This window comes from Actinosynnema sp. NPDC037264 (assembly GCF_055603705.1).
Genome location: NZ_JBVJVK010000054.1, coordinates 1 through 15,299, shown reverse-complemented (window position 1 = coordinate 15,299; position 15,299 = coordinate 1). Strand labels below are relative to the sequence as shown.

12 protein-coding genes are annotated in these 15,299 nt (G+C 72.4%); 9 read left to right on the top strand and 3 right to left on the bottom strand.

Annotated features, from left to right (window positions below):
- Positions 1-14: 14 nt before the first annotated feature.
- Positions 15-2,915 carry a ThuA domain-containing protein gene (locus ACZ7GX_RS36190; RefSeq protein ID WP_498783604.1) on the bottom strand — a complete coding sequence of 967 codons (2,901 nt, stop codon included), beginning with the start codon at positions 2,913-2,915 and terminating at the stop codon, positions 15-17.
- Positions 2,916-3,117: 202 nt separating this feature from the next.
- Here ACZ7GX_RS36190 and ACZ7GX_RS36185 point away from each other — a divergent pair, with 202 nt between their 5' ends.
- The 7 genes from ACZ7GX_RS36185 to ACZ7GX_RS36155 all read left to right on the top strand — a co-directional run bounded on the left by ACZ7GX_RS36185 (position 3,118) and on the right by ACZ7GX_RS36155 (position 10,230).
- Positions 3,118-4,272 (top strand): DegT/DnrJ/EryC1/StrS family aminotransferase, encoded by a 1,155-nt coding sequence (locus tag ACZ7GX_RS36185; protein ID WP_498783602.1) that lies wholly within the window; start codon positions 3,118-3,120, stop codon positions 4,270-4,272.
- Positions 4,273-4,282: 10 nt separating this feature from the next.
- Entirely contained in the window at positions 4,283-4,993 is a 711-nt protein-coding gene (locus ACZ7GX_RS36180) for a class I SAM-dependent methyltransferase (protein WP_498783600.1), read from the top strand.
- Between the two features lie 15 nt (positions 4,994-5,008).
- Positions 5,009-6,394, top strand: a complete 1,386-nt coding sequence (locus ACZ7GX_RS36175; protein WP_498783598.1) for an NDP-hexose 2,3-dehydratase family protein — start codon at positions 5,009-5,011, stop codon at positions 6,392-6,394.
- On the top strand, positions 6,394-7,401 hold the full coding sequence (locus ACZ7GX_RS36170) for a Gfo/Idh/MocA family protein (RefSeq protein WP_498783595.1): 1,008 nt from the start codon (positions 6,394-6,396) through the stop codon (positions 7,399-7,401). The genes ACZ7GX_RS36175 and ACZ7GX_RS36170 overlap by 1 nt, the downstream gene beginning before the upstream one ends.
- Before the next feature lie 70 nt (positions 7,402-7,471).
- Complete coding sequence (locus ACZ7GX_RS36165) at positions 7,472-8,059, top strand: NADPH-dependent FMN reductase (protein ID WP_498783594.1); 588 nt, start codon at positions 7,472-7,474, stop codon at positions 8,057-8,059.
- A gap of 40 nt (positions 8,060-8,099) precedes the next feature.
- Positions 8,100-8,606, top strand: a complete 507-nt coding sequence (locus tag ACZ7GX_RS36160) for a pyridoxamine 5'-phosphate oxidase family protein (RefSeq protein ID WP_498783592.1) — start codon at positions 8,100-8,102, stop codon at positions 8,604-8,606.
- A 28-nt stretch (positions 8,607-8,634) separates the two neighbouring features.
- Positions 8,635-10,230: an MFS transporter gene (locus ACZ7GX_RS36155; RefSeq protein ID WP_498783590.1), complete on the top strand. Its 1,596-nt coding sequence runs from the start codon at positions 8,635-8,637 to the stop codon at positions 10,228-10,230.
- A gap of 163 nt (positions 10,231-10,393) precedes the next feature.
- On the opposite strand, the gene ACZ7GX_RS36150 is transcribed toward ACZ7GX_RS36155, so the two are convergent.
- Together ACZ7GX_RS36150 and ACZ7GX_RS36145 are read right to left on the bottom strand one after the other, a co-directional pair.
- Complete coding sequence (locus ACZ7GX_RS36150; protein ID WP_498783588.1) at positions 10,394-11,752, bottom strand: FAD-dependent oxidoreductase; 1,359 nt, start codon at positions 11,750-11,752, stop codon at positions 10,394-10,396.
- 14 nt (positions 11,753-11,766) lie between these two features.
- Positions 11,767-13,086, bottom strand: a complete 1,320-nt coding sequence (locus ACZ7GX_RS36145) for a nucleotide disphospho-sugar-binding domain-containing protein (protein ID WP_498783586.1) — start codon at positions 13,084-13,086, stop codon at positions 11,767-11,769.
- 276 nt (positions 13,087-13,362) lie between these two features.
- On the opposite strand from ACZ7GX_RS36145, the gene ACZ7GX_RS36140 reads away from it, so the two are divergent.
- Both ACZ7GX_RS36140 and ACZ7GX_RS36135 read left to right on the top strand, forming a co-directional pair.
- Positions 13,363-14,073, top strand: coding sequence for a DUF2306 domain-containing protein (locus ACZ7GX_RS36140; RefSeq protein ID WP_498783584.1), 711 nt, complete (start codon positions 13,363-13,365; stop codon positions 14,071-14,073).
- A 5-nt stretch (positions 14,074-14,078) separates the two neighbouring features.
- Positions 14,079-15,101: an alcohol dehydrogenase catalytic domain-containing protein gene (locus tag ACZ7GX_RS36135; protein ID WP_498783582.1), complete on the top strand. Its 1,023-nt coding sequence runs from the start codon at positions 14,079-14,081 to the stop codon at positions 15,099-15,101.
- Positions 15,102-15,299 lie beyond the last annotated feature (198 nt).

The window sequence follows — 15,299 nt, the reverse complement described above, 5'->3', positions numbered from 1 at the left end:
GTTCGCGGTCGTCATCAGCCCTTCGTGAAGGTCACCTTGTCCACGGTCAGCACGCCGGGCGGGCCTCCCACCACGAAGTACAGCGGTTCCGTGCCGGGCGGGGGCGTGAACGCGGGCAGCGCCACGTCCACGTAGGTGTCCAGGTCGCCGGTCGACGGCACCTCCACCGTGCCCAGCGCCGCGCCGCCCACCTCGTGGTACTGGACGGTGATCGTGGCGCCGGGCGCGGTGGCGGACACCCGGAACGAGACACCCGTGACGCCGGTCAGGTCCACGCGGTCGAGCTTCAGCCAGTCGTCCTGCTCCAGGTCGCCCACCCTCGCGCCACCTCCGGCCGGCAGCGGCGTGACCCTCGGGCCGAAGGCCTCCGCGACCGACTCCGCCTCCCACTCCAGGGCGTGCACCACGTGGCTCGCCGAGCCCGTGAGCCGCGGGGTCCCGGTGTCGGTGTAGACGGCCGTGAGGGTGCCGCCGCCGCGGGGGAGGGTCACCGATCCCTCGCAGCCGGAACCCCGCGCCGCGACGCGCCCGTCGACGGTGTACTCGACGCGGACCCTGGCGCAGTCGACCGGGCGGTCGTCGGACACCGCGACGCTGAACGGCACGGTCTCGCCCGGTGCGGCGATCACGCCGTCGCCCGGGGAGGTCAACGTCACCGCCGGGCGCGTGTTGCCCGCGACCGCGGTCGTCCGCTCGACGGTCGAGCGGCCCGTGGTGTCGGTGACCTTCAGCGTCACGCGGTACTCGCCCGGCCTGGCGTACCGGTGCCGGAGCTCGCCCGCCTGCGTCGAGTCCACCCGGCCGTCGCCGTCGACGTCCCACTCGTAGCGCAGCGCGTCGCCGTCCGGGTCGTGGGTGCCCGCCGGGTGGAGGACCACCTCGCGCGGGTCGGCTCCCGGCCGCGTGGTCACCTCCACCTCGGGCGCCCGCCTGCCCTTCGCGTAGTCCACGCGGTGCAGGCCGGCGCCGTCCAGCACGTACAGCGAGCCGTCCGGGCCGAACTCCGCGTCCGTCGGGCCGGCGAACCGCTGGAACGGGCGGATCTCACCGTCCGGGCGGAGTTCCTTCACCCAACCGCGGTCGCGGTCCAGCACGAACGCCGAACCGTCGTACTCGGGTGGGAACGCCGTCTCGGAGGTCGAGCCGGACCGGTAGGTCGGTCCGCTCATCGGCGCCTCGCCGCCGTTGCCGAACGGCGGCGTCGACCCGCCGGTCGTCAGCTCCGGCACCGACTCCCCGTCGTAGGCCGGCGACGCGGGGACCGCGGGCGGCAGGTCGACCAGCCCGGTGTTGTGCGGACTCGTGTTGCGCGGAGCGGCGCAGTCGAACGGCGTCCCGGCCACGGCGTAGGGCTGGTTGGCCCCGGCGCAGTACGGCCAGCCGAGGTTGCCGGGCGCGGTGAGCCTGGTCAGCTCGGCCTGCCCTGCCGGGCCGCGCGCCGGGTCGGGCGCGCCCGCGGCCGGTCCGTGGTCGGCCACCAGGACCGAGCCGGTCGGCCGGTCGACGGAGAACCGCACGGGGGCGCGCAGCCCCATGGCGTAGATCTCCGGCCGCGTCTTCGGCGTGCCCGGCGGGAACAGGTTGCCCGCGGGGACGGTGTAGCCGCCGTCGCGGCCGACGGTGACCCGGAGCAGCTTGCCGCTCAGGCTGTCGGTGCTCCCGGCCGTGCGCCGGGCGTCGCGCGTCGCGTGTCCCGGCCGCTCGTCGAGGGGCGCGTACCCGGCCGACCCGGTGGTGTCGGTGTCGTCACCGGTGGACACCAGCAGGTTGCCGTCCCGGTCGAACCCCAGGTCGCCACCGCCGGGCGCGTCGATGACGCGCTGCTCGCCGCGGCGGTCGAGCACGCGGCCGCGCAGCGGGAAGCGGGAGACGTGGTCGTCGAGGTAGACGTAGACCCAGCGGGGTGACGCCGGGTCGACGGCGATGCCGTGCAGGTGGCCGCGGAACGCGGCGGCGCGGTTCGTGGTCCCGTCGGCGCCGGTCAACCACACCTGCCCGTCCGGCGCGGCGTGCAGCACGCCGCGGTCCGGCAGCACGGCCAGGGACGTCGACCCGGAACCCCCGGCGAGCGTCGTCCGGGCGAAGTCCCGCGCGGGCCGCGTGGCCCGGCCGCCGCAGTCACCCGGCTCCTGCCCGTTGGCGTACTGGATGCCGCCGAGCAGGTGCGCGCGGAACGCGGGGTCGGCGTAGGTCTCGATGCTGTGGCCGAGGTTGGTGTACCAGGCCCGCCCGCCCGCGGGCTCGCGGCACCAGGTGACGGGGTGGTCGCCCATCGCGCCGGGACCCGGCTGGTAGGTGGACTCGTCGAGCGAGGCGAGCACGTGCGCGTCCTGCCGGACGCTGCCGTAGAAGTTCCACCACTCCTCGGTGAACTCCCACTCGGCGGGCAGGTGCGCCGTCGACGGGTGGTCCCGGTCCTCCACCCGGATGGTGGCGCGCTGGGTCTCGGGGAACCGCGGCGGGTACGGGTGCGAGTGGTAGAACGTGCCGACCAGCTCGTTGTAGTACCAGGGCCAGTTGGACTCCATGCCCGCCGGCCCGTGCACGCCGACGTAGCCGCCGCCACCGGTGATGTACCGCTCGAAGGCCGCGCGCTGCGCGTCGGTGAAGCTGGGCGCGATCACGTTGAGCCACACCACGGCGTCGTACGCGGCCAGCCCCTCGTCGGTGAAGACGGCGGACTCGCGGGTTTCGTCAACCGTGAATCCGTGCTGGGCGCCCATTTCACGAATTGCGGCTATACCGTATTCGATCGAGGCGTGCCGGAGGTCGGGGTGGCCCGTCTGGTGGAAGACCAGCACGCGCACCGGGTCCTGCTGCGCCGAGGCGGGCGCGCTCATCCCGCCCACTACCACGAACAGCGCCGACAGCAGCGCCGCAAAGCGCCAGGGTCGTGTTCCGCCAACGATCGGCACGTCGTGCCTCCTCCTTCGGGCCGGTCCGTCCGCCGCTATTCCTAGTCGGTGCGACCGGCCGTGTCTTGTCCGGAAATGCGGAATCGGCGGAATCGCGGGCGTGGTACGTGCGGGTGAAATTACCGCAACGCAGAAGATGTTCGATCGCCGCACAAAGACCAAACTGGCTGCCGTCCCGCATCTTCGGTGGTTGGAGCTGTCCATGATCAACGTGTTTCAGCCGAGTCTCGGCGACGAGGAGGCCGAGGCCGTCCGCGAGGTCTTCGCCACCAACTGGCTGGGATACGGGCCCCGCACCAGGGCGTTCGAAGCCGAGTTCGCCGCACACCTGGGAGTGTCCTCCGACCAGCTGATCTTCATCAACTCCGCCACCTCCGGCCTCTTCCTGGCCACCGAGCTGCTCGGCCTCGGCCCGGCCGACGACGTGGTGGTGCCCGCGATCTCCTTCGTGGCCAACGGCAACGCCATCCTGTCCTCCGGCGCGCGCCCGGTGTTCTGCGACGTCGACCCGCACACGCTCAACCCGTCGGTCGAGGACGTCGAGCGGGCACTGACGCCGCGGACCAAGGCCGTGATGGTGCTGCACTACGGCGGCTTCCCCGGTGACATCGCCGCGATCGCGCAGCTGTGCCAGGAGCGCGGCGTGGTGCTCATCGAGGACACCGTCGGCTCCATCTCGTCCCACGTGGACGGCAAGATGTGCGGCACCTTCGGCGACATCGCGATCTGGAGCTTCGACTCCCGGAAGATCATCTCCACCGGCGACGGCGGCATGATCTTCGTGCGCGACCCCGAGCTGCACGCGCGGGCGCACCGCCTCGCCTACCACGGCCTCGTGGACCGCAGCGCGTTCACCACCGCCTCGAAGTCGCCGAGCCACTGGTGGGGCCTGGACATCCAGGACGTCGGCCGCAGGCTGATCGGCAACGACGTCACCGCCGCGATCGGCAGCGTCCAGCTGCGCAAGCTGCCCGGGTTCATCGAGCGGCGCAGGCAGGTGTCCGCGCGCTACGACGAGCTGCTCGCCGGGGTCGAGGGCATCCGCATCCCCCCGCCGGCGCCCGCCGGGCACGGCAGCTCGTACTGCTTCTACTGGGTGCAGATCGACCCGACCATCCGCGACCAGGTCGCCGCGGACCTGCTGGAGCAGGGGATCTACACCAGCTTCCGGTACGAGCCGCTGCACAAGGTGCCCATCTACGGCGGGAGCGGGGAGCTGCCCGGCACCGATGTCGCCTCCGCCTCCACGCTGCTGCTGCCGCTGCACCAGGCGATCACGGACGACGAGGCCGAGACCGTGGCCACCGCGCTGGTGAACTCCGTCGCGAAGCGATCCAACTGGACCCGAGTAGCTTAGGGAGCTCCCCATGTTCGGCACCGACCTCGCCGCCGTCTACGACCTGGTGTACAGCGAGCGCGGGCAGGACTTCGCCAGCGAGGCGGAGCTGGTCACCACCCTGGTCCGGGACCGGGCTCCCGGCGCGGCGAGCCTGCTCGACGTGGGCTGCGGCACCGGCGAGCACCTCGTGACGCTGGCGAAGCACTTCACCCACGTCGAGGGCGTCGACCTGGCCGAGCCGATGGTGGCGGTGGCCAGGGCGAAGCTCCCCGACGTCGCCGTCCACACCGGCGACATGACCGCCCTCGACCTCGGCCGGACCTACGACGCGATCATCTCGCTGTCCGCGGCCGTCGCCTACCTGCCGTCCGCCGACGCGATGGGCATCGCGCTCAAGAACATGGCCTCGCACCTCGCGCCCGGCGGGGTGCTGGTCGTGGAGCCCTGGTACTTCCCGGAGAACTTCCTCGACGGGCACATCGCCGCCGACATCATCCGCGGCGCGGGCCGCACGATCTCACGGGTCTCGCGCAGCCGGGCCCAGGACGGCGCGACCCACATCGAGAGCCACTGGGTGGTGGCCGACGCGGACGCCATCCGCCACTTCACCGAGACGCACGTGTTCGGGCTGTGGACTCGCGAGCAGTACGACGCGGCCTTCGCCGCCGCGGGCTGCACCGCCGAGTACGTCCCCGACGTGCAGCTGGGTCGCGGTCTCTTCGTGGCCCGGCAACGCTAGAGAAAGGGCAACGACATGACCTCGCCGGCCGAACTCCAGCCCCGCGACGACGCCGAACTGCCCCGCCGCTTCGCGCACTCGGCGTCGGTGGCGTCCGCGGGCGCCTGGATGCGGACCATGCGCTTCTACGAGTGGCTCGCCCAGCGTGGCCGCCAGCACCGGTTCCAGGTGGACCGGATCCCGTTCGACGGGCTGGTCGGCTGGTCGTTCGACCCCGACTCCGGCAACCTGGTGCACCAGAGCGGCCGGTTCTTCACCGTCGAGGGGCTGCACGTCACGGTGGGGGACGGCCCGTTCCCCGAGTGGCAGCAGCCGATCATCCTGCAGCAGGAGGTCGGCATCCTCGGCATCCTCGTCAAGGAGTTCGGCGGGGTCCTGCACTTCCTCATGCAGGCCAAGATGGAGCCGGGGAACCCGAACCTGCTGCAGCTCTCGCCGACCGTCCAGGCCACCCGCAGCAACTACACGAAGGTCCACAAGGGCGCCGACGTGAAGTACCTCGAGTACTTCACCGACCCGGGCCGCGGCCGGATCCTGACCGACGTGCTGCAGTCCGAGCACGGCTCCTGGTTCCTCAGCAAGGCCAACCGGAACATGATCGTGGAGGCGCACGACGACGTGCCCCTCGACGACGACTTCTGCTGGCTCACCCTCGGCCAGATCGGCGAGCTGCTGCGCCAGGACAACATCGTCAACATGGACGCGCGCACCGTGCTGGCGTGCGCCCCGGTCGCGAACGACGAGCCGAGCGCGATCCACTCCGACACCGAGCTGCTGTCGTGGTTCACCGCGGAACGGTCCCGCCGCGAGGTCCAGGTGCGGCGGATCCCGCTGGCCGAGGTCCGCGACTGGGTCCACTCCCCGAACTCGATCGACCACGTGGACGGCAAGTACTTCCGGGTGGTGGCGGTGTCCGTGGAGGCGGGCAACCGGGAGGTCTCGGGCTGGACCCAGCCCTTGTTCGAGCCACGTGCGCGCAGCGTCGCGGCGTTCCTGACCAGGAGGTTCCACGGCGTGCCGCACCTGCTGGTGCACGCGCGGGTCGAGGCGGGCTTCCTCGACACCATCGAGCTGGGACCGACCGCGCAGTTCACCCCGGAGTACTACGCGCACCTCAAGGGCAAGCAGCGGCCGCCGTTCCTCGACCTGGTGAGCACCGCGCCCGCCTCGCGCATCCGCTACGAGGCGGTGCACTCCGAGGAAGGCGGCCGGTTCCTCAACGCCGAGAGCCGCTACGCCATCATCGAGGTCGACGAGAAGGACGTGCCCGCCGACCTGCCGCCCGGCTACCGCTGGGTCACCCCCGGCCAGCTCAACTCGCTGGTGCGCCACGGCCACTACGTCAACGTGCAGGCGCGCACGCTGCTGGCGGTCATCAACTCGCGGGCGGCCGAACTCTGATGGCGCCACTGCGGATCGGCGTCCTGGGCTGCGCCGACATCGCGGTGCGGCGGATGCTGCCCGCGTTCGCCGCGTCCGCCCTCACCGAGCTGTCGGTGGTGGCCAGCCGCAGTCCGGCGCGGGCGGCGGCGGTGGCGGGCGAGTACGGCGCCCGCGCCGTTGGGGACTACCGGGAGGTCCTCGCCGCCGCGGACGTCGACGCGGTCTACGTGCCGCTGCCCGCCGCGCTGCACGCGGACTGGGTCGAGGCGGCGCTGCTCGCGGGCAAGCACGTGCTCTCGGAGAAGCCGCTGACCACCGACGCCGGCCGGACCGCCCGGCTGTTGGCGCTCGCCCGCGCGCGGGGGCTGGCGCTGGTGGAGAACGTCATGTTCGTCCACCACTCCCAGCACGCGGCGGTGCGCGACCTGGTGGCGGAGGGCGCGATCGGCGAGCCGAGGGCGCTCACCGCGGCCTTCACCATCCCCCGGCTCCCACCGGGCGACATCCGCTTCCGGCCGGAGCTCGGCGGCGGCGCGCTCCTGGACACCGGCGTGTACCCGGTGCGCGCGGCCATGCACCTGCTCGGGACGGACCTGCGGGTCGTCGGGGCCACGCTGACCTCCGCGCCCGGGTTGGAGGTCGACACGGCGGGAGCGGCGCTGCTGTCCACGCCCGAAGGCGTCACCGCGCAGGTCACCTTCGGGCTCGACCACGGCTACCGGTCGGCCTACCAGCTGTGGGGGGCCGACGGGCGGCTGACGGTCGAGCCCGCGTTCACCCCGGCCGCCGACCACCGCCCGGTGATCCGGTTGACCCGGCGCTCCGGCACCGAGGAGATCGAGCTGGCGGCCGACGACCAGGTGGCCGCCGCGGTGGCGGCGTTCGCCCGCGCGGCGGCCACCGCGCGCACCGACGACGCGGCGCTGCACCAGGCGCGGCTGCTCGACGACATCCGGGACCAGGCCGGGAAGGCCGCGGTCGGGGACTTACCGCGCACCGCGACCGGCGCCGAAAGCGGATGGTAAGCCGACCGTAGGGCCCGGGTCGCATGGTGGGCACGACGACCACCGAGCCGACGACGAGGAAGTCCACCCGATGTCCGAGAGCCACCGCCTCCGCGTCGCGGTCATCATCGGCAGCACGCGGGTCGGCCGGTTCGGGCCCACCGTCGCCGAGTGGGTCAGCGCCAAGGCGCGCCGCAGGCACGACGTCGACGTCGACGTCATCGACCTCGCCGAGACGCGCCTGCCCGACCGGCTGGCCGACGAGGACACCACCCCGCCGCTCGCCGTGCGCGCCCTGGCGGGCAGGCTCGACCGCGCCGACGGGTTCGCGGTCGTCACCCCCGAGTACAACCGCAGCTTCCCGGCCCCGTTGAAGACCGTGATCGACTGGTTCTGCCGGGAGTGGCAGGCCAAACCGGTCACGATCATCTCCTACGGCCGGGACAACGGCGGCCTCAACGCCACCCGGCAACTGCGAGAGATCTTCACCGAGTTGCACGCCACGACCGTGCGCGACACCGTGGCGCTGGCCGACTACTGGACCTACTTCAACACGGACGGCACGTGGCCGAAACCGACGGCCGAGTGCAACGCGGCCGTCGACACGACCCTCGACCAGCTGGTCTGGTGGGCCGTGGCACTGCGCGACGCGCGCTTGGCGTCTCCCTACCCCGCCTGACCACCCGCATCCGAGAGAAAGTCCGAGAGGAGCAACGACGGTGAATGTCAACGAGCCGGCCTCCGCGCAGGTGCTGGGCACCGACGGGGGCAGGCCGGCGCCGTGGGCGGAGGCGCGCGAGCGGCTGGCCGGGGCGCGGTCGTACTGGACCGCGACGAGCCACCCGAGCGGACGACCGCACATGCGGCCCGTGCTCGCGGTCTGGGTGGGCGACGCGCTGTACCTCTCGTCGGACCCGGGCGCCCGCAAGAGCCGCAACCTCGACGCCGACGCCCACTGCTCGATCGCGGCGACGTGCGACGACATGGACCTGGTCATCGAGGGCAAGGCCGTGCGGGTCACCGATCCCCAGCAGCTCAAGAACGTCGCCGCCGAGTACAAGGCGAAGTACGGCTGGCCGGTGACCATCGTGGACGCCGCGTTCACCGCCCCCTACGCGGCGCCGACCGCGGGCGACGGCCCGTTCGCCGTCTACGAGGTCGAGCCCGCCACCGTGTTCGGCTTCCCGACCAGCGACAAGTTCGCGCCCACCCGCTGGCGCTTCTGACGACGGCGATCGCTGGAAAGGAACGATCATGGACACCACACCGACCGAGTCCGGCGCCCTGGCCGGGCGCAAGGAGTGGCTGGGACTGGCCGTGCTGGCCCTGCCCACCATCCTGCTGGCGCTCGACTTCAGCGTCCTGTTCCTCGCCCTGCCCAACCTGAGCGCGGACCTGGCGCCCGACGGCGCGCAACAGCTGTGGATCATGGACATCTACGGCTTCATGATCGCCGGGTTCCTGGTCACCATGGGCACGCTCGGCGACCGCATCGGCAGGCGGAAGCTGCTGATGATCGGCGCGGTCGCCTTCGCCGCGGCCTCGGTGCTGGCGGCCTACTCGACGTCGGCCGAGATGCTGATCGCGACCCGGGCGCTGCTCGGCATCGCGGGCGCGACGCTCATGCCGTCCACGCTCTCGCTCATCACCACGATGTTCACCGACGGCAAGCAGCGCGCCGCGGCGATCGGCGTGTGGATGGCGTGCTTCATGGGCGGCACGGCGATCGGCCCGGTGATCGGCGGCGCGCTGCTGCAGTGGTTCTGGTGGGGCTCGGTGTTCCTGATGGGCGTGCCCGTCATGATCCTGCTGCTGGTGACCGCGCCCGTGCTGCTGCCCGAGCACCGCGACCCCGCCGGCGGCAAGCTCGACCTGGCCAGCGTCGCGCTGTCGCTGGCGGCGATCCTGCCGGTCATCTACGGCCTCAAGGAGTTCGCCAAGGACGGGTTCGCCGTCGTGCCGCTGGTGGCCGTCGTCCTCGGTGTCGTGTTCGGCGTGCTGTTCGTGCGCAGGCAGCGCAAGCTCCCCAACCCGCTGATGGAGGTGTCGCTGTTCGCCAACCGCGCCTTCAGCGGCGCGCTCGGCATCATGCTGCTCGGCGTCCTCACCGTCGGCGGGAGCACCCTGCTGTTCGCCGTGTACCTGCAGGACGTGCAGGACATGTCGCCGCTGCAGGCCGGTCTTTGGATGCTGCCGCACACCGCGGCGCAGATGATCGGCGTGGTGCTCGCGACGATGCTGGTCCGCACGATCCGGCCGGCCTTCGTGATCGCGGGCGGCCTGGTGATCGCGATCGTCGGCTTCCTGATCGTCTCGCAGGTGAGCGCCACGGGCGGGATCACGCTCGCGGTGGTCGGCTTGTCGGTCGCGTTCTTCGGCGGGGCGCCGATCGCGGGCCTCGGCGTCGACCTGATCGTGTCGTCCGCGCCGAGCGAGAAGGCGGGCTCGGCGTCGTCGATCTCCGAGACCAACATCGAGTTCGGCATGGCGCTCGGCGTCGCGGTGATGGGCAGCATCGGCGCGGCGGTCTACCGGAGCCGGATGGCGGACACCCCGCTGCCCGAGGGCGCCGCCGAGGCGGGCAACACCTTGTCGGGCGCCACCACCGCGGCGGCGGAACTGCCCGCCGAGGCGGGCGCGTCGCTGGTCGCCTCGGCCCGGGAGGCGTTCACGGCCGGTTTCGGCACTGCGGCCGCCGTGTGCGCGGCGATCGTCGCGGTCGTCGCCGTGCTGGCGGTGACCCTGCTCCGCCACGTCCCGGCGGCCGGCGCGGCCGAGGCGGACACCGCCGAGTCCGGTTCGGACGAGAAGAAGGCCACCTCCGACGAGGCGACCAACATCGAGGCGTAGGAACCCCCTGCCCCGAGTGGACGAAGAGGTGACCGCGCGATCCGCGGTCACCTCTTCTCCTTGTCCCGCAACGGGAACAGCACGAGCAGACGCGCCGAACAGGACTGGGTCGGGAAATCCGGCGGGCCCTGCCCGATCGTGGGCAGGGCCCGCCGGTCCGGTGCTACGCCACCCGCCGGTTCGAGGGCCCGGCGGCCGGTTTCGACTGCCGGAGCACGCGCAGCGCGAGCCCCGGGCGCATGAGCGCGGTCGGCGGGTCGACCAACCCGGCCACCCGGAGGAACGCCCGGGCGACCTGCGGGTCACGGGTGGCCGCGACCTGCACCTTCGGCATGTACGAGTTGCCCATCCGCGCCTTGAGCGGACGGGGCCCGACCACGTCGGGGTAGGCCAGGTCGCCGCCCGCGGCGATGTCCCACGGCGCGTCGAGCACCTTGGCGATGTCGGCGAAGAACGCCCGCGCCTGCGGCATCGTGCCCTGCCGCAGGTGCTCGCGCAGCGTCAGCGCCTGGAGCCCGGCGGTCGTCATGCCCTGTCCGTAGACGGGGTTGAAGGTGCACACGGCGTCGCCGAGCACCAGCAGGCCCGCCGGGAACCGGGGCATCCGCTCGTACCGCTTGCGGGCGTTCGCGGGGAACTGGAAGGACACCGGGTCGTCGAGCGGCTCGGCGTCGCGCACCGCCTCGTACACCTCGGGCACCGGCAGCGACTTGGCGAAGGCGAGGAACCCGTCCGGGTCGGTCGGGGCGTGGTCGCCGAAGATCCCGGTGAGCGACAGCGCCCAGCGGTCCTCGCCCACGATGGTGAGGAACCCGCCGCGCCGGTGGCCGGGGGTCGCGACCGGGTTGACCGACACGTCGCCGCCGAAGTGGTCCGACGACAGCGCGAACCGGCGGGTGCAGTAGGCGAGGCCGATCTTCACCCGCTCCTCCTCGACCCGCGGGTAGCCCGCGGACTCGAGCCAGGACGGGGTGCGCGAGCCGCGGCCGGTGGCGTCCACCACCAGGTCCGCGGTCACGGTCTCCGGGGTGCTGCCCTCGGCCCGCCGTTGGATCCGCGCGCCGACGACCCGGCTGTTGTCGGGCGAGAACACCGGCTCGACCACGTCGTGGCCCTCGACGAAGCGCACGTTCGGGATCGCGGCCACCCTGGTCCGCACGTGGTGCTCGAGCGTCGGCCGGTCGCCGCCCGCGACGAACAGCCCGGTCTCGACCGGCGCGAGCCGCTCGCCGTTGAAGTGCCAGCGCAGGTCACGGCCCATGTCGCCGACCTTCACCCCCGCGGCGCGCACGCCGTCGGTGAAGCCGGGGAACAGCTCGTCGAGCACGATGAGGCCGCGGGCGAGCAGGCCGTGCACGTGCCTGCCCTGCGGCACGCCCCGCCGCACCCCGGCCACGCCGACGAGCTCGTCCCGGTCCACGACCACCACTTCGGCGTAGGCCTCGGCGAGCACCCGCGCGGCGAGCATGCCCGCCATGCTGCCGCCCAGGACGAGCGCGCGGTCTCCGACCTTGTTGTCCATGCGCCGTCCTCAGCTCAGGAGTTCCGGTGCGCAGCGGTGAGCTTCTCCAACAGGGGCACGACGTCGTGCGTGCTCGGCGCGGACATCCACTCGTGGTGGACCCGTTTCGCGCCCTCGAGGTAGGAGGGGTTCGACACCACGTCGAAGATCTGCTTGCGGATGTCCTCGACGGACAGCTCCGCGCGGTTCATCGCGATGCCCGCCCCGCGCTCGGCCATGTACGGGCCGGTGATCGGCGACTCGATGCCCCACGGCTCGACCGGGATGATCTGCGGCACCGAGAGCGCCACCGCGGCCGCCCAGGTGCCGACGCCGCCGTGGTGGATGAGCGCCGAGCAGCTCGGCAGGAGCTGGTCGAGGGGGATGTACTCGACGGTGCGCACGTTGTCGGGGATCGGCTTGCCCTTGGGCAGCTGCGCCTCGTTGAGCGTGCCGACCAGCTCGACGTCCAACTCGGACACCGCTTCGAACATGTCGCCCACCAGGCCGTGGATCGCGGCCATGAGCTCCTCGTGACCGTTGCCGAACTGGCGCATCGACGCGCCGAGGCACAGCGCGATCCGCGGCCGCTCCGCCGGCCCGTACAGCCACTCGGGGACGGTGTCCGCGCCGTTGTAGGGCACCCAGCGCATCGACACGCGCGAGCGGTGGGTCGGCAGCCGCATCCCCTGCGGGGCCGGGTCGATCGTGATGTCCCCGAGCAGGAGGTCGTCGTCGACCTTGACGCCGTAGTGGTCGGCGAGCGGGGCCACGTACCGCTCCAGCGGATCGGGACCCAGGTCGACGCCGGGCAGGCTGTTGCGCTCCGCCCAGCGGTCCCTGGTCCACGCGAACATGTCGTGGCCCCAGAGCAGTCGCGCGTGCACGGCGCCGCTGGCCTTGGCGGCCACCGCGGCCGAGGGCCAGCACGGGTCCCAGATCACCAGGTCCGGGCGCCAGGCCTTGGCGAAGCTCACCAGGTCGGGCAACCCGGAGCGCTCCAGCGCCACCGCCGGGTCGGTCGGGTGGAAGTTCCACACGCAGGGCAGCATGAACTGGCGGAAGTGCTCCCACGGGTAGCGGTCGGCCGGGTCGTCGCTGGTGAGGACCTCGGTCAGCGGGGACAGCTCGTCGGCGGCGGCCCACAGGTCGGGGTTGCCGGCGCCCATGGGCGGCAGCATCCGCTCCTGGTCGCCGATCGACACGGCGGAGAGCCCTGCGGCGGCGATCTGCTTGGCTATCAACGCGGTCGAGGCCACCCGCACCTCGTGCCCGGCGGCCTTGAGCGCCCAGGCCAGCGAGACGGACGGGTGCAGGTGTGCCGTTGCCGGCCACACCGCGAACAGGACGCGCATCAATGCTCCTCAGCCGTTGATCGTGCCGTTCGTTGACGGGCGGGCCACGTGCCACCTGCCACCGCGCCGCCTGACGGCGAATCGCCGGTGCGGCGCGAGAGTCCGTTCTGGACCGGGTCCACAGTGGCGCCTGGGCACCATCCTGTGCTGCCGCGGCACCGCACGGCATCTTCGTTGTTGCCCTCTTCGCTGCGGTTGTCCGCACTCCTGAAGAAGTCCCGGATGTCCGATTCGGCAAGGCTGGGATGTCGTGTGCCCAAAAGGGAAGGAAGAATCGTGACCTCCACACAGCGGATCGACGTTTCGGCTGATCCAGTCGGGACGGACGGCGCCGTGCCGAGGCGGACGAGCCTGTGGCGGCGACCGTGGATGGTGCCGTTGGCACTCCTCGTCGCGGCGTTCCTCTTCATCTCCCTACCGGTGTACGTGACGTTGGACCCCGCGCGGTCCCGGATCGCACTGTCCGAAGGCTTCCCGCTGCACTACCCGTTCTTGGTGGCGCACATAGCTTTCGGCACGGTCGCGATGGTGACGGTGGTGCTTCAGGTGTGGCCTTGGTTGCGGCGTCGGCACCCTGTCGTGCACCGGTGGAGCGGGCGGTTGTACGTGTTCGCCGGCGTCCTCCCGTCCGGCCTGCTCGCGCTGGTCATCACGCCGTTCGCCGTGGGGCCGGTGGGCAACGCGGTCGGCGGGATCCTGTGGCTCGGCACGACGATCGCCGGCTACCGGATGGTGCGGCAGCGGCGTTACGCTGAGCACCGGCGGTGGATGATCTACAGCTTCGCGTTGTGCCTGCAGATCATCGAGGGTCGGGTCATGGTCATCGCGGCGCCCGCGTTCCCCGGCTTCACCCCGGACGCCTTGCCGCCGATCCTCGAGGCCGCCAGCTGGATCGGGATCGTCATCAACCTGCTGATCGCGCAGTGGTGGCTGGAGCGGACAGCGAACCGGCGGCGCCGCGTCGCCGTCACCAACAGGCAGAGGTGAGGGACATGAAGGCAGCGGTCATCCCCGGACCGGGACTGGAATGGGAACTGCGTGAGGTTCCCACGCCCACCCCGGGCCCCGGCCAAGTGTTGATCAAGGTGCACGCGTCGGGCGTCTGCTTCAACGACGTGCTGGCCACGCAGGGCGTGCTCCCGTTCCCCGCGGTGTCCCCGGCGGTCACCGGGCACGAACCCGTCGGCGAGGTCGTCGCGGTCGGGCCCGGCGTGACGTCCCGGGAGGTCGGGGACCGGGTCGGCACCACCTGGGTGCAGGCCGGCTGCGGACGCTGCGGGTACTGCAAGCTCGACTTACCGGTGACCGGGCAGACCGCGCTGAACTGCACCGCGCCGGTGGTCACCGGGTTCACCGTCGCGGGCGGGCACGCCGAGTACGTGGTCGCCGCCGCGGCGGCGACCGTGCTCCTGCCCGACGGCCTCTCCTACGAGCACGCCGCCCCCGTGATGTGCGCGGGATACACGGCGTGGAGCGCTCTGCGGCAGGCGGATCCGCAGCCGGGTGAGCGGGTCGCGGTGCTCGGCATCGGCGCGGTGGGGCACCTCGCGCTGCAGTTCGCCAAGGCGTGCGGCCACGACACGGTCGCCGTCACGCACTCGCCCGACAAGCACGCGCTCGCGCGCGAACTGGGTGCGGACGTGGTGGTCGGCACCGGCGCCGAGCTGGCCGAGGCGGGTGGCGCGGACGTGGTGCTGGCGGTGGGCAGCTCCTACCGGGCCGCGTCGGACAGCCTGCTCGGCCTGCGCCCGGACGGCCGCCTGGTGCTCACCGGGTTCGACAACTCGCAGGGCTTCGACCTGGCGCCGAACCCGATGCAGCCGTTCTTCACCCAGCGGCACCGCATCATCGGCTCCACCCACAACGGCCTGCCGTACCTGCGTGAGGCGTTGGACCTGGTGGCGGGCGGCTCGGTGACGCCGAAGGTCGAGGTCCACGACGCGTCGGAGGCCGCCAAGGCGGTCGGCCGGGTGGCCGCGGGGGAGGTGCGCTTCCGCGCGGTCCTGCGCTTCTGAGGGCACAGGCGGAACGGGTGGCGCCGGGGCGTGGACCAGCCTCGGCGCCACCCGTTCCCGCGTTGACGATCACTGGTCCGAGCCCACCGGGACACGCCGCGGTGGGGGGGGGGGGGGGGGGGGGGGGGGGGGGGGGGGGGGGGGGGGGGGGGGGGGGGGGGGGGGGGGGGGGGGGGGGGGGGGGGGGGGGAGGGGGGG

Bases quoted from the DNA above. Each gene is read 5' to 3' on its own strand.
- ACZ7GX_RS36155 (WP_498783590.1), top strand. From the start codon at position 8,635: ATGGACACCACACCGACCGAGTCCGGCGCCCTGGCCGGGCGCAAGGAG.
- ACZ7GX_RS36180 (WP_498783600.1), top strand. From the start codon at position 4,283: ATGTTCGGCACCGACCTCGCCGCCGTCTACGACCTGGTGTACAGCGAG.
- ACZ7GX_RS36165 (WP_498783594.1), top strand. From the start codon at position 7,472: ATGTCCGAGAGCCACCGCCTCCGCGTCGCGGTCATCATCGGCAGCACG.
- ACZ7GX_RS36185 (WP_498783602.1), top strand. From the start codon at position 3,118: ATGATCAACGTGTTTCAGCCGAGTCTCGGCGACGAGGAGGCCGAGGCC.
- ACZ7GX_RS36170 (WP_498783595.1), top strand. From the start codon at position 6,394: ATGGCGCCACTGCGGATCGGCGTCCTGGGCTGCGCCGACATCGCGGTG.
- ACZ7GX_RS36175 (WP_498783598.1), top strand. From the start codon at position 5,009: ATGACCTCGCCGGCCGAACTCCAGCCCCGCGACGACGCCGAACTGCCC.
- ACZ7GX_RS36150 (WP_498783588.1), bottom strand. From the start codon at position 11,752: ATGGACAACAAGGTCGGAGACCGCGCGCTCGTCCTGGGCGGCAGCATG.
- ACZ7GX_RS36145 (WP_498783586.1), bottom strand. From the start codon at position 13,086: ATGCGCGTCCTGTTCGCGGTGTGGCCGGCAACGGCACACCTGCACCCG.
- ACZ7GX_RS36135 (WP_498783582.1), top strand. From the start codon at position 14,079: ATGAAGGCAGCGGTCATCCCCGGACCGGGACTGGAATGGGAACTGCGT.